Raw genomic sequence first — 13,138 nt, 5'->3', positions numbered from 1 at the left:
ACACACTTGCTACTAAAAAGTCAGCTACATACCCTTCTTTTGATAAAAGAAAGTATCAGCAGATGTCAGTCCAAACTTTTCTGGATGAAAAATTTGCTCTGTAGAACCAACAAATAATACGCCATTTTGTTTTAAACTGCTGCTCATTTTTAAGTAAATTTCTTCTTTTGCCTCTTCAGTAAAGTAAATCAGTACATTTCGGCAGACGATGAGGTCAAGCTGTTTTTCATATGGATCTGCTAAAAGGTTGTGCTTCTTAAATTGAATATGCTTTCGAACCTCATCCTTCACAGTGTAAAATGAAGAATCTTCTTTTGTGAAATATTTTTGCTTGATATGATCTGGCACCTCTTGCAGAGAGCGTTCATGGTATCTGCCTTTTTGAGCTGACTGCAGAACTTTATCATCAATATCAGTTGCAATAATTTGGAAGTCTTTCACAAGAGGATGGCTTGACAGCAGCATGGAGAGTGTATATGGCTCCTCTCCTGTCGAACATGCTGCACTCCAAATCTTTAAGGTGCCGCCATTTTTCGAAAGCAGCGGCAGGATTTTTTGATCAAGTACTTCCCAGCGCTGATAGTTTCGGTAAAATTCTGATACATTAATCGTCATGCGGTCCATCGTCTCATCTAATAATGCTCTGTCCTTTTCAAGCGCGGCCGCGAATGCTTCAAAATCTTTATATCCTTTTTTATCATAAAGTGATGTTAATCTCCGTTTCATTTGTGCTTCTTTATATAAATTTAGATCAACCCCGGTTAGTTTTTTCCATTTTCCAACAAATACTTGATATGGATCCATCAATGTCCTCTCCTGTCTCATCTATCTTTGTCCTAGTATAGCTGTTTTTATCGAAAATTTGTATCTTCTCATGCGAAATTTCGTGTAGAAAGTTCAATATAAAAAAAGCCAAAGTGCTCATTAGATGAACACCTTGGCTTGAATCTTAATAAATCCAGCTTGAGATGGTTTGATCCCAGCTTGTGAGTTCTTCTTGTTTGAAGAATAAGTTAATTTCTCTTTCAGCACTTTCTGGTGAGTCTGACCCATGGATAATGTTTTTCCCAACAGTCAATCCATAGTCTCCTCTTATTGTGCCTGGAAGCGCTTCCTTTGGATTTGTTTTGCCGATAATCTGTCTTGTCACGTCTACTACCTGTTCACCTTGCCATACCATTGCAAATACAGGTCCTGACGTAATAAAGTCAACCAATTCCCCGAAAAACGGTTTTTCTTTATGCTCTCCGTAATGGGTTTCTGCTACTTCCTTTGGAATACTCATTAGTTTTGCACCAACAAGCTGAAGCCCCTTTTTTTCGAATCTTGACACAATGTCACCGATTAATTGTCTTTCCACACCATCAGGTTTGACCATAAGAAATGTTTTGTCCATATACGTTTTCCACCCCGTCGTTATGTATGTATAGGCTTACATTGTTACAAAGTGATCGTATCATTTTTTTTTATAATAATCAATTTTTGACAAAAAATTTCACAAAAAAACCAATCAACATCACGTTGATTAGAATTTTCGTTTCCCAATATATTTTGCAATGGAGGCGAGTGACGTTCTCGCACGTCCTCGAGGAAGTTTGTCGAGCTGTTCAAAAGCTTTTTTCAAATACATTTCACTCACTCGCATCGAGCGGTCGATCGCATCTGTTTGTTTGAGGCTTTCAATGACAGGCTTCAGCTGCTTCTCCGTCGTTTCACTATTGATCAGCTTCAATTGACCTTCTAGTGTCGGATTTTTCAGTGCATATAAGACTGGGAGTGTGACATTCCCTTGTAAAAGGTCTCCTCCGACAGGCTTGCCCAGCTCTTCTTCAGTTGATGTGAAATCAAGGACATCATCAATGATTTGATAAGACATGCCGACATAGTATCCAAACCAATAGAGGGCTTTATGTGTTTTTTCATCTGTACCTGCTGCAATGGCGCCTAATTGACAGCTGCCTGCAATGAGCAAGGCTGTTTTTCGTTTGATTCTTCTTAAATATGTACGGAGGTTTTGTTCCATATTATATTTATCTTTCACTTGCTCTATCTCACCAAGACAAAGCTCGACGACCATTTTTGACAAAATTTCATGTGCCATTGGGTGATTGATTTTTGTCATGTATTCAAGTGATCTCGCAAACATATAATCCCCTGTGTACATGGCAATTCTGTTATCCCATTTTGCCTTTATCGTTGGTTTGCCTCTTCTCAGCTCTGCATCATCAATAACATCATCGTGAACAAGTGATGCCATATGAATCAGCTCGAGGGCAACGGCAACATATTTAATTTTATTAATGTCATAGTCACCAAACATGCCTGAAAGGAGAACAAAAACGGGGCGGATTCGTTTTCCGCCCGCTTGCAGCAAATGAAGACCTGCTTCACTTAATAATGCATAATCAGAGCGAACTGTTTGTTCAAGCTCTTTTTCAATTATATCGATATCATGATTTAAAAAAGAGATCATTGCTTTTAGTTTCATTATCTTCACCCAAATATCGTTTATTCAAAGCTTCTTTCCGATATGTGTTGCTGCTACACCGCCTGTAAATGGATGATACGAGACATCAGACAACCCGGCCTCTTCGAATAGAGCCGCCAGCTCTTTCATACCAGGGAACGTTTTGGCTGATTCTTGAAGCCATGAATACTCCTGATAACTTTTGGCAAACAGTTTACCAAAGAGCGGCATAATGTATTTGAAATAGATGTAGTAGCCCTGTTTAAAACCGATCATCTCAGGCTGTGAAGTCTCAAGACAGACGACCATTCCGCCAGGCTTCACTACTCTTGTCATTTCCTTTAACACCGTTAAATAATCAGGAACGTTTCTAAGTCCAAAACCAATGGTGACATAATCAAATGAGTTATCCTCAAAAGGGAGCTCCATCGCATTGCCATGAAGCAATTCAATTTGTTTGTAGCCCCCAGTCTTCACCTTCGTTTCTCCAACACTCAGCATGTTTTTACTAAAATCAAGGCCTTTGACCTCGCCTTTTTCCCCAACAGCATCTGCAAGCGCAATTGTCCAATCGGCTGTCCCGCAGCATACATCTAATGCTTTAGACCCTTTTTGCACATTCATAAGTTTCATTGTTTTATCGCGCCATTTTTTATGCTGTTTAAAGCTGATGACAGAGTTCATTTGATCATAGTTTTTATAAATTTTTTCAAATACACCGTGTACTCGCTGTTCTTTTGATTGCTGCATGACTTACCCTTCTTCCACTTTCTGATGGTACGCAGGCTCATTTTTCATATGATCCAAGCGATTTAATAGCTCTTTTTGAACGACCGGAAATGACACAAGATGCTCCTTGATCGGTCGTTTGGCCTTTTCATAGCCTTCATTCTCAAAATTGTCAAAACATGAATAGGCGTCCGTATAACGATCGTTCAAAAAAAGTTTTAAATGTTTGTCATTTTCTGCTTGTTTCATGAAGCGTTTATAAACAAGAAAACGACTTGCAATCTCATTCCAATGCGTTAATTGAAAGTGCTCAGAAATCCTTTGGAAAAGCGCAGATTCAACTGTAGCTACACTTTTGTAAAAGTGCGCTGCATCTTGAATGGACCGGTCATACAGTCTAATTTTATGTTCATTGATCTCTTTGATCGCCGTAGCGAGCGTGCGGATCATATAAATGTCTTTCATGTCAGAGAGAAGAGAATAATAGAGACCGCTGAAATAGTCTCCTGCCAGGATGGTCAGCTGACGATTTTTGAATTCGTCTTGCTTGATGGCTGCAGCAGTTGTGACTTCGTCATGGGTATCAAGGGCAATTTGCACAAGCATCGCCGTTAAAATATAATTTTCTTTTTTCTCTGCATCAATTTGAGCTTCTTCAAACATTGCATGAAAAAGAAGGAGCTTATCTTCATCGATGAGTGGTGCGCGTAAATGCTTCGCCAAATAAGGATGAGAAAGCTTTTTATTTAATTTTATATTTAGATTAGATAAAATTCCGTAGATGTCTTGCAAAGATATCACCCTTGTCCCAAAAATTACAGTTTCATATGTAGACCTGCACATTGTATAGAGATTTATTATACCATATCAGCTCTCACTTTTATGCTATCAAGTGCTACAAGTTCTTTATTTCTTTGCTTCGCTTTGAATTTCGCCGAAGCTTGTTTGAATGACAGCATCGCCTCTTACTTTGATCGCTGACGTATGCTCAGTAAATTGTGCAATGATCACTTCACCTTTATCGAGTTTCTCGGAATGGTGAAATCTTGTATCAGAGCCTCTTGTCAGGCCGATGACGTTTACACCATTATCAATGGCTTTAATCACCACAAAATCAGATGCTTTATTTTCACTCATTTTGTTCACCTTCCATCTATTGAATTAGTCGTTTTTAATAAAGGAAAGCACTTCTGCTCTTGCGGCTGCATCATTTGCAAATGTGCCGCGGACTGCTGAGGTCACTGTTTTAGCGCCTGGCTTTTTCACTCCGCGCATAGTCATACACATATGCTCTGCTTCAACGACAATCATCACGCCATGCGGATTAAGTGTTTCCACCATACTATCTGCAATGGTTGATGTAATGCGTTCCTGAAGCTGCGGGCGTTTAGCCACGGCTTCTACAGCTCTTGCCAGCTTACTAAGTCCCGTTACTTTTCCTCCGCGCGGAATATAAGCGACATGGGCTTTCCCGTAGAAAGGCACAAGGTGGTGTTCACACATTGAATGGAAAGCAATATCTTTTACAAGGACGAGTTCTTCGTGGTCTTCGCCAAAAATGGTTTTAAAATGTTCTTTTGGATCTTCATTTAATCCCGAGAACACTTCTTCATACATTTTTGCGACTCGTTTTGGGGTATCAAGAAGTCCTTCACGATCCGGATCTTCTCCGATTGCTTTTAATATATCGCGTACTGCGTGTTCGATTAATTCTTTATTTATTTCACTCATGTATTATATCCTCCAAAGGCGATTACATTTCATTCAGATTCTAGCACACTTCAGATCCTAAAAGCAAAGGAGAGCGTTCTAAACGAACCTTTTGATTCAAAAGGAAAAGCCCCTTATGAAAGGGGCTTTTCTAGACCAGTGTGAAACTGTATATGTATAACTCCTTCAACAGGATCATTACACATAACGATTATTTACCTGCCACCGCGTCTTTAAGTGCTTTACCTGGTTTGAAAGCAGGTACTTTGCTTGCAGGGATTTCGATCTCTGCACCAGTTTGTGGGTTACGTCCTTTACGAGCTGAACGCTCACGTACTTCAAAGTTACCAAAACCAATAAGTTGGATTTTGTCACCATTTTTAAGTGCATCTAAAATTGTATCAAAAACAGAATCAACTGCTTTTGTCGCGTCTTTTTTAGATAACTCGCTTGCTTCAGCAACCGCGTTAATAAGTTCTGTCTTGTTCATGCCTTTCACCTCCTCCCAAAAATATGCATTCAGTAGATTGTTATCATTTCTTCACAATTCGTCTTCTTTCTATACCCTTTTTCAGAAAAAAAGAGCGTCTAGAAAGCGTTATACATGGCTTTTCATTAGAAAACGTCTCTTTGAAGGAATGTTTGTCCAACAAAGTGAAGATTTTCTGTAAGTAGATTAACACATATGAAATACCATATCAAGCATTTTAAAGGGAAGAATCCTTATTCGTCAAGGATTAAGGGCACTTTTGCGAACGAATATTCCTAATTTCAGCCTGAATCTGACTAATCTTTATACAATTGTCTTTTTATGACTCATTCTACACGCAAAAAAAAGACCCCATCAATGAGAGGTCTCACTTGCTATAAAATAATCGCGATCAAACCGCCTGATCCTTCGTTAATGATTCTTTCAAGCGTTTCCTTCAGCTTATATCTTGCGTTTTCCGGCATGAGAGACAGCTTCGCTTGAATGCCTTCTCTGACAAGGGAGCTGAGGGAGCGGCCAAATATATCTGAATTCCAGATCGAAAGCGGATCATCTTCAAAGTCTTGCATTAAGTAGCGGACGAGCTCTTCACTTTGTTTTTCTGTTCCGATAATCGGTGCAAATTCGCTCTCTACATCTACTTTGATCATATGAATAGATGGAGCGACCGCTTTTAATCTCACGCCGAACCTTGATCCCTGCCTAATGATTTCTGGCTCATCTAAACTCATATCGGACAACGCTGGCGCTGCAATCCCGTAACCAGTCTGCTTCACCATTTTTAATGCGTCTGATACTTGATCATATTCTGTCTTAGCATGAGCAAAATCTTGCATCAGCTCTAGAAGATGGTCTTTTCCTCTAATTTCTACACCAACCACTTCTTTTAAAATATGATCATATAGATCATCTGGCGCATACAGGTCAATCTCCGCAATCCCCTGACCCATTTCAATTCCTGCTAAACCCGCTCTTTCGATAAAATCAAATTCACTGAATTGACCAACGACACGGTCGACATCTCTTAATCTTTTAATATCCTTTACAGTTTCCTTTACTGAATCCTGATAGCTCTCTCTCAGCCAGTGATCTTCTTTTAGCACCATCACCCAGCTTGGCAGGTTCACATTCACCTCTAGGACTGGGAATTCATATAATGCTTCACGAAGAACGCTGAGTACGTCTTGCTCTCTCATACTTTCTACGCTCATGGCGAGTACTGGAATATCATACTTTTGGCTAAGTTCCTGCCGGAGCGCTTCTGTTTCAGGATGATATGGCCTCACAGAGTTAATGACCATAATAAACGGCTTTCCAACCTCTTTGAGTTCATCAATCACACGTTCTTCAGATTCAATATAATCATGTCTTGGAATTTCTCCAATGGAACCATCTGTTGTAATCACTACACCTATTGTTGAATGCTCTTGAATGACCTTGCGTGTACCAATTTCCGCTGCTTCATGAAACGGGATTGGCTCTTCATACCACGGCGTATTGATCATTCTTGGGCCATTTTCATCTTCATACCCGCGCGCACCAGGGACAGTGTATCCCACACAATCGACAAGCCTGATGTTGACATCAAGACCGTCACTCACGTGAATTGATGCTGCTTGATTCGGTACAAATTTAGGCTCTGTGGTCATAATGGTTTTTCCTGCTGCGCTTTGCGGCAATTCATCCTGTGCCCTTGCACGATCTGCCTCATTATTGATATTCGGGAGCACCACGAGCTCCATAAACTTTTTAATAAACGTAGATTTCCCTGTACGAACAGCGCCAACGACTCCTAAATATATATCGCCTCCTGTTCGTTCAGCGATATCCTTGAAAATATCGACTTTTTCCAAGTGATCCCCTCCCGGACTTGCTATCCTCGTTTTCAAATGAAATACTCTATTCTTCAATCAAACTGTGCTTGAAAGGTGTCTGGACAATATATGTGTATGACGTTGTCCTATTTGAATATGACACCTTTTTGTTTTGAGAGTAAGTTTAGCCATAAAAAAAACCTTTCTCCTCATTTATATGCAGAGGAAAAAGGTTCATTCTTGTTTATGACGTCTTTTTTTCTAAAAAGGCAGGCTCACCTTTTTTGTTGATGGTATATGGGACAGAAAACGCGGGTACAAACGGGGTTTCCTGCCAATATACATCTTGAATGTTTTCACCTGGTTTCAGCTTTTGCTTCGTATTCTTCAAAATGTGAGCAAAATCACTGCGGTAGTCCACATAGATGTCACCGTTTGATGAAATCAGTAGTGGGAGGGAATTCCCTGTCACAGGACTTATCACCGCAGGCGACGATTTTAATCCTAGTTTTTTTTCATTTAACGTATATAAATTGGCTGATACGACTTTGCCGTATGGCGGATATGTATGTTCATCTTGATACATCTTGATTCTAAGCCGTAATTCATTGATGGTCTGTGTCATTTTGACATCAAGCAGTTTCACAGTGGGTTTCTTTTCGACGTCTGTGAGGACATAAATATATTCGCCCCCGCCTTCATAAGATGTAGACGGTACATCGTGTAAATATCTTGGTGACAAGCGCTTAAAGTCGATGACATATTTCTGATAAACCGGCGTGTCTGCTTCTTTCGTTTCTATAGGCAAAAGACCATTTGTTGCTTTTTGAAATTCCTCAATCGCTGTCTGTACACTTTGCAGCTGCTCTTCGTATGGCACCCGGTTCTCAGCTTTGCGATTTTCTGGATACAGACATCCTGTTAATAAAATAAATGCTAACAGTGTGACACTGACTTTTGCTTTGATCATCATATTCTTCCTTTTTCTTTATTCATTGACCGGTCCGCTAAAGACAACTAAAAACACAATGATACCTGATATCAGCATCAAGCTGTATGCAACGGTCGAGGCCGTTATTTTAAGAAATTTGCTTTTCAGCTTAAACCTGCTGAGATAAATGGTTACTACGGCTAAAAACATGAGCCCCATTGAACCAAGCGCAAACCACATCTTGATTAAAGCAAAACTCATCGTGCCTGTCCCCCTTCAAAACGAACGAATTGTAAGCGTTTATATTTCATTTTAAACCAAAAATAAGGTAAATATCAATCATTTTTCCAATCATTCAGAAAAAAGCGCATAAAAAAACTGAAGCAAAGAGGGGGACTCTGCTTCAGTCATTGGATCGACTATTTTCCTCATTCTGTAGAGGCAAAGCTCTATTCAAACTTCATTGCTATGTTATGCAAGTCTTCCCCTTCTTGCATCCTCTACATGCCTAAGTTCAGTCTTTCCTTTTATTTTGTTTGGTTTTCAAACATGTTCACAAGGTCTTCCATCTCATGTGTTTTCACACGTGCCATCAATGATTCTACAGCATCGTCCACCTTTTTCCCTTCAAACAGGACGCCGTAAAGAGCCTCTGTAATCGGCATGCTGACCTTGTATTCTTTGGAGAGCTGATAAGCGCCTTTTGTTGTGCGGACGCCTTCTACAACCATGCCCATTTTTTCAAGCACTTCTTCGAGCTTATATCCTTTACCGAGTAAATTCCCGCAGCGCCAGTTACGCGAATGAACACTTGTACATGTCACAATCAAATCGCCAACGCCTGTTAATCCGGCAAATGTAAGGGGATTCCCTCCCATTTTTGTGCCAAGACGTGCGATTTCAGCGAGTCCTCTAGTGATAAGCGCCGCTTTTGCATTGTCTCCATATCCAAGTCCGTCTGTGATCCCAGCCGCTAGAGCAATGATATTTTTCAATGCGCCGCCAATTTCCACCCCAATCACATCAGGGTTGGTGTACACCCTAAAATGATTGTTCATGAACAAATCTTGAACAAATTGAGCTGCTTCAATATTTTCTGACGAGACAGTGACAGTTGTCGGATGACGCAGACCTACTTCTTCTGCATGACTCGGCCCTGATAGGACAACGACAGCCTCTCTTTTCTCAGAAGGGACTTCTTGTTCAATCATTTGAGAAATTCTAAGAAGTGTATCTGGTTCAATTCCCTTACTGACATGGACAAATGGCACCTTCGATGAGATCAACTCATTTGCCTGCTTCAATACCTCACGAATGGCCTTTGTTGGCACAGCGACAATAACCGCCTCTGTCCCCTCTAAAACCTGCTTCATATCGGTTGTCGCCTGAATAGACGCTGGCAGTTCGACATTTGGCAAGTAATCATGATTTTCATGTTTCTCATTGATTTGATCAATGAGCTCTTGTCTATGTCCCCACATGTGTACATCATGATGATTATCAGCTAATACAAGCGCAAGAGCTGTTCCCCAGCTGCCTGCTCCAAGTACTGAAATTTTCTTCATCCTGCTCACCCTTTTTATTTTCTCGCTCTCGCAAATATTTTAATCGGTGTTCCTTCAAAACCAAATGCATCTCGAATGCGGTTTTCTAGGAAACGCTCATAAGAAAAGTGCATAAGCTCTGGATCGTTGACAAACACAACGAAGGAAGGAGGCTTAATGGCCACCTGTGTTGCATAGTAAATCTTTAGGCGCTGTCCGTTATGGGTCGGCGTTGGATTCATCGCCACCGCATCCATGATGATATCATTTAAAATATTGGTTTGAACGCGCATTGCATGGTTTTCGCTTGCTGTGATAATGGACGGCATTAATGTATGAATTCTCTTTTTCGTAAGAGCAGACATAAACAAGACAGGTGCATAATCAAGGAATTGAAAATGCTCGCGGATGTTTTGCTCAAATTCCTTCATCGTGCGCTCATCTTTTTCAACAGCATCCCATTTGTTCACAATGATGACAACAGCTTTACCAGCTTCGTGTGCATAGCCAGCAATTCGTTTATCCTGCTCAATAATGCCTTCCTCGCCGTCAAGTACAACAGCGACAACATCAGATCGGTCAATGGCTTTTAATGCACGAAGCACACTGTATTTCTCTGTTGTTTCATATACTTTCCCTTTTTTCCTCATACCTGCTGTATCAACAATGACAAAGTCACGCTGATTGTACGTAAACATCGTATCGACAGCATCTCTTGTTGTACCAGCGATGTTGCTGACAATGACGCGGTCTTCTCCGAGCATCGCATTCACTAAAGAAGATTTCCCTACATTCGGACGGCCAATTAAGCAGAACTGGACAACTTCTTCATCATATTGCGTATCCGGTAAATTTTTAAAATGTTCTGCCACTGCATCAAGCAGATCACCAAGTCCTAATCCGTGTGTTCCAGAAATCGGATACGGCTCGCCAAATCCGAGTGCATAAAAGTCATACACGTCGCTTCTCATTTCAGGGTTGTCCAGTTTATTGACAGCAAGTACAACTGGCTTTTTCGTGCGATATAAAATTTTTGCGACTTCTTCATCCGCAGATGTCACGCCATCTCGGCCATTCACCATAAAGATAATGACATCTGCTTCGTCCATTGCGATTTCTGCCTGATGGCGAATTTGCGCCAAGAATGGCTCATCTCCAATATCAATTCCACCAGTATCTATTAAATTAAAGTCATAATTTAACCATTCAGCAGAGCTATAGATTCGATCTCTTGTTACACCAGGTGTGTCTTCTACAATCGATATTCTTTCGCCTGCGATTCGATTAAAAATTGTAGATTTTCCAACGTTGGGCCTTCCAACAATGGCTACGACAGGTTTACCCATAGTACCCTTCCTTTCAATCCAGCCGCGATTCAATATGTTCATCATCATGTTTCAACCGGGATTTATAATTTTCATTCAGTTTTATGAAATAAACCCTTCAAACATGAAGGGTTCAACTTATATATTATATCAATTTTTAATCAGACCACAATGAATAACTTAAAAATGTTTGACAATCAAGTAAAGATCTTCTCCAATGCCGTGTGCAATTCCGTCTAAAATGGCCTCTAAATTCATGGCATACATGTCGAGCTCTTCTTTATTTTCACAGAAAAAAACCGCTGTTCCGCCAATAACCCGCTCTTTATTTGTTGTTGCCACAGCCAATATAAATTGTTCAATGGTGTTCGCCATGCCTTATTACCTCACTTTCTTTTTAATGAAATCTGTCGGCATTCTTATGGCATTTTCTAAAATAGGCACCTCTTCTAATACACGGACAGCTAAATCTTCACGGTACCATTGCGGTAAAATGAACACACCAAGTGTGCCGGTATTCAGATCACGTTTTGCGAGCGGACAGAGCGATGGTTCACCAGAATCGCGGTACACGCCAAGCACGTTTGATAAATCAAATAAAATCGCTTGCCGCTGTCCAAGATTGGCAATCGTTGTAGCAGAGTTGAAATTTTTCGGTGTCAAAATAAAGCCCATCCCATGTTCTAAAATGAGTTTTTGCTTTTCGGGCAGCCCGATATTCATAATGTATATATCATTCACATAAAGCCCTGCCCCATCAAAGCGAAGCTCCCCTTTTTGAATGCTGACGATATCCTTTAATTGACTGCCTGACATTAAAAGCTTTGCCATGAAAAAACAAAGAATACCGACCACTGTTCCAACAACAAGTGAGAAGAAAATACAGGCTGTCGTTGTAATGAGTGCAGTGAGAATCGCAATATAATTTCGACTTTCAAAGGCAATGGCAATGCCTTCTATATATGTACTGCCTCGTGAGACAAGCTCATACGAATCCATTTGGGTTAACGTATTTCTTTCCATATTTCGGACATCTCGAAATTGCGTGGCTGCCAAAGTGAGAAAGGTAATCGCCGTAAATTCCTCCTGAATCAGTGCAGGCATAATGATCGCACCTAAGCCTGATGCAATAAAACCAAGCGCAATGTGAATCACTTGTCCATGAATATACGTAGGATATTGCCGGTAATCTGTTCTTAACATGTAAAGTCTGGCCGCCATCCCAAAGATGACACCAATAATCACAGGAAACGTATAGTCTGTCATGTTGATTTTGCAGCCCCTTTTACTGATTTTCTTGATGAACGGGCGTTCAAGAGCTTTTCAAGCTGATCGACACCTAATAGGAAGACCGCTCCTTGAACAACGAAGGAAAGAAAAGAGAGATCCCCTATGACAATAGATGATGTGAGGCGGTGAATCGTCAGCGCATAAAGGGCTTCGCCGAGACATACTGACATCATCCATAGGGTGATTCGTTCCGTTAACGGCTGTCCATATGTCATACACATTAAGATCAGCAGGGCAAATACGACCCAATCCACCTTTATTATCGTGAACCAAACAGGGTCATATAATGCAAATATCATAAAAAAGGCATACGCGCTCACCATCGAGCCCAATTGCATGATTCTCATCATTCGGTAACTGGGCCTGAATATGACGAAAGCGGCACATGCATATAAAAAAGTCATCAAGAATCCCGCATTGATTCTTATATCTAAAACGGATATCATGACATGACTGAATATAATATGGACAAGTACACAAATGCCCAGCACGCTGCGCCACAAACTTTTTTCCATGATAAATGTCACCATAATCCAAACGAACCATATAGACCAATAATAGTACAAAGCCTCCAACGCCTCATCACCTCAATTACATTATGGGAAAATCTCCAATTTTTAAACATGCGGATCGTTACCGGCTTTGTATGAAATAAACAAGAGGTGACACCCTAATAACCTGAGGAGGGATACATGATGGGAAAAGATAGACAGGAAAAGCGTTTAAAGGCGTCAAGAAGAGTGGAATCTGACCGCGATCAATCCATTCATCATAAAGGTGCAACAGCATTAGAAGGTCCAGAAAGCGCTCGAAAAAGAAATCAATAAAAAAAGGCATG

The 13,138-nt window shown here is 40.6% G+C and carries 17 protein-coding genes; 1 reads left to right on the top strand and 16 read right to left on the bottom strand.

All coding sequences use genetic code 11. The features are described from left to right. Nucleotides 1-24 precede the first annotated feature (24 nt). From BAE31_RS17660 to BAE31_RS17580, 16 genes are all read right to left on the bottom strand, one after another. Entirely contained in the window at nt 25-804 is a 780-nt protein-coding gene (locus tag BAE31_RS17660) for a CheR family methyltransferase (RefSeq protein WP_024422807.1), read from the bottom strand. A 145-nt stretch (nt 805-949) separates the two neighbouring features. After that, the gene (gene ndk / locus BAE31_RS17655; protein ID WP_024422808.1) at nt 950-1,396 is read right to left on the bottom strand and encodes a nucleoside-diphosphate kinase; all 447 of its coding nucleotides are present in this window, start codon (nt 1,394-1,396) and stop codon (nt 950-952) included. 129 nt (nt 1,397-1,525) lie between these two features. Beyond that, nucleotides 1,526-2,488 carry a heptaprenyl diphosphate synthase component II gene (gene hepT / locus BAE31_RS17650; RefSeq protein ID WP_041109630.1) on the bottom strand — a complete coding sequence of 321 codons (963 nt, stop codon included), beginning with the start codon at nt 2,486-2,488 and terminating at the stop codon, nt 1,526-1,528. Between the two features lie 24 nt (nt 2,489-2,512). Beyond that, entirely contained in the window at nt 2,513-3,217 is a 705-nt protein-coding gene (locus tag BAE31_RS17645) for a demethylmenaquinone methyltransferase (protein WP_024422810.1), read from the bottom strand. A 3-nt stretch (nt 3,218-3,220) separates the two neighbouring features. Then, entirely contained in the window at nt 3,221-3,988 is a 768-nt protein-coding gene (locus tag BAE31_RS17640; protein ID WP_041109632.1) for a heptaprenyl diphosphate synthase component 1, read from the bottom strand. A 114-nt stretch (nt 3,989-4,102) separates the two neighbouring features. Continuing rightward, complete coding sequence (mtrB, locus tag BAE31_RS17635) at nt 4,103-4,333, bottom strand: trp RNA-binding attenuation protein MtrB (RefSeq protein WP_008344541.1); 231 nt, start codon at nt 4,331-4,333, stop codon at nt 4,103-4,105. 24 nt (nt 4,334-4,357) lie between these two features. Next, nucleotides 4,358-4,927, bottom strand: coding sequence for a GTP cyclohydrolase I FolE (gene folE / locus BAE31_RS17630; RefSeq protein ID WP_003215789.1), 570 nt, complete (start codon nt 4,925-4,927; stop codon nt 4,358-4,360). A 190-nt stretch (nt 4,928-5,117) separates the two neighbouring features. Further along, the gene (gene hbs / locus BAE31_RS17625) at nt 5,118-5,396 is read right to left on the bottom strand and encodes a non-specific DNA-binding protein Hbs (protein WP_003215863.1); all 279 of its coding nucleotides are present in this window, start codon (nt 5,394-5,396) and stop codon (nt 5,118-5,120) included. 374 nt (nt 5,397-5,770) lie between these two features. Next, a complete protein-coding gene (gene spoIVA, locus BAE31_RS17615) occupies nt 5,771-7,249 on the bottom strand; it encodes a stage IV sporulation protein A (protein ID WP_008344534.1) in 1,479 nt (492 codons plus the stop codon). A 205-nt stretch (nt 7,250-7,454) separates the two neighbouring features. Then, the gene (locus tag BAE31_RS17610; RefSeq protein WP_041109634.1) at nt 7,455-8,180 is read right to left on the bottom strand and encodes a hypothetical protein; all 726 of its coding nucleotides are present in this window, start codon (nt 8,178-8,180) and stop codon (nt 7,455-7,457) included. Between the two features lie 18 nt (nt 8,181-8,198). Beyond that, nucleotides 8,199-8,402, bottom strand: a complete 204-nt coding sequence (locus tag BAE31_RS17605) for a DUF2768 domain-containing protein (RefSeq protein ID WP_024422813.1) — start codon at nt 8,400-8,402, stop codon at nt 8,199-8,201. A 266-nt stretch (nt 8,403-8,668) separates the two neighbouring features. Continuing rightward, nucleotides 8,669-9,706: an NAD(P)H-dependent glycerol-3-phosphate dehydrogenase gene (locus BAE31_RS17600; RefSeq protein WP_041109636.1), complete on the bottom strand. Its 1,038-nt coding sequence runs from the start codon at nt 9,704-9,706 to the stop codon at nt 8,669-8,671. Between the two features lie 14 nt (nt 9,707-9,720). Continuing rightward, entirely contained in the window at nt 9,721-11,031 is a 1,311-nt protein-coding gene (gene der / locus BAE31_RS17595; protein ID WP_024422815.1) for a ribosome biogenesis GTPase Der, read from the bottom strand. A 159-nt stretch (nt 11,032-11,190) separates the two neighbouring features. After that, nucleotides 11,191-11,385: a capping complex subunit for YIEGIA gene (locus BAE31_RS17590; protein WP_008344527.1), complete on the bottom strand. Its 195-nt coding sequence runs from the start codon at nt 11,383-11,385 to the stop codon at nt 11,191-11,193. A gap of 6 nt (nt 11,386-11,391) precedes the next feature. Then, nucleotides 11,392-12,276, bottom strand: coding sequence for a YIEGIA family protein (locus BAE31_RS17585; protein ID WP_041109639.1), 885 nt, complete (start codon nt 12,274-12,276; stop codon nt 11,392-11,394). After that, a complete protein-coding gene (locus BAE31_RS17580) occupies nt 12,273-12,866 on the bottom strand; it encodes a YphA family membrane protein (RefSeq protein ID WP_422851166.1) in 594 nt (197 codons plus the stop codon). The genes BAE31_RS17585 and BAE31_RS17580 overlap by 4 nt, the downstream gene beginning before the upstream one ends. 129 nt (nt 12,867-12,995) lie before the next feature. Here BAE31_RS17580 and BAE31_RS17575 point away from each other — a divergent pair, with 129 nt between their 5' ends. Continuing rightward, complete coding sequence (locus BAE31_RS17575) at nt 12,996-13,127, top strand: YpzI family protein (protein WP_073206119.1); 132 nt, start codon at nt 12,996-12,998, stop codon at nt 13,125-13,127. Nucleotides 13,128-13,138: the final 11 nt, after the last annotated feature.

It is taken from the genome of Bacillus sp. I-2 (assembly GCF_001974945.1).
Taxonomy (GTDB): Bacteria; Bacillota; Bacilli; order Bacillales; family Bacillaceae; genus Bacillus; species Bacillus safensis.
The sequence above is the reverse complement of the archived record's forward strand: the minus strand, read 5'-3'. Positions and strand labels throughout refer to the sequence as shown.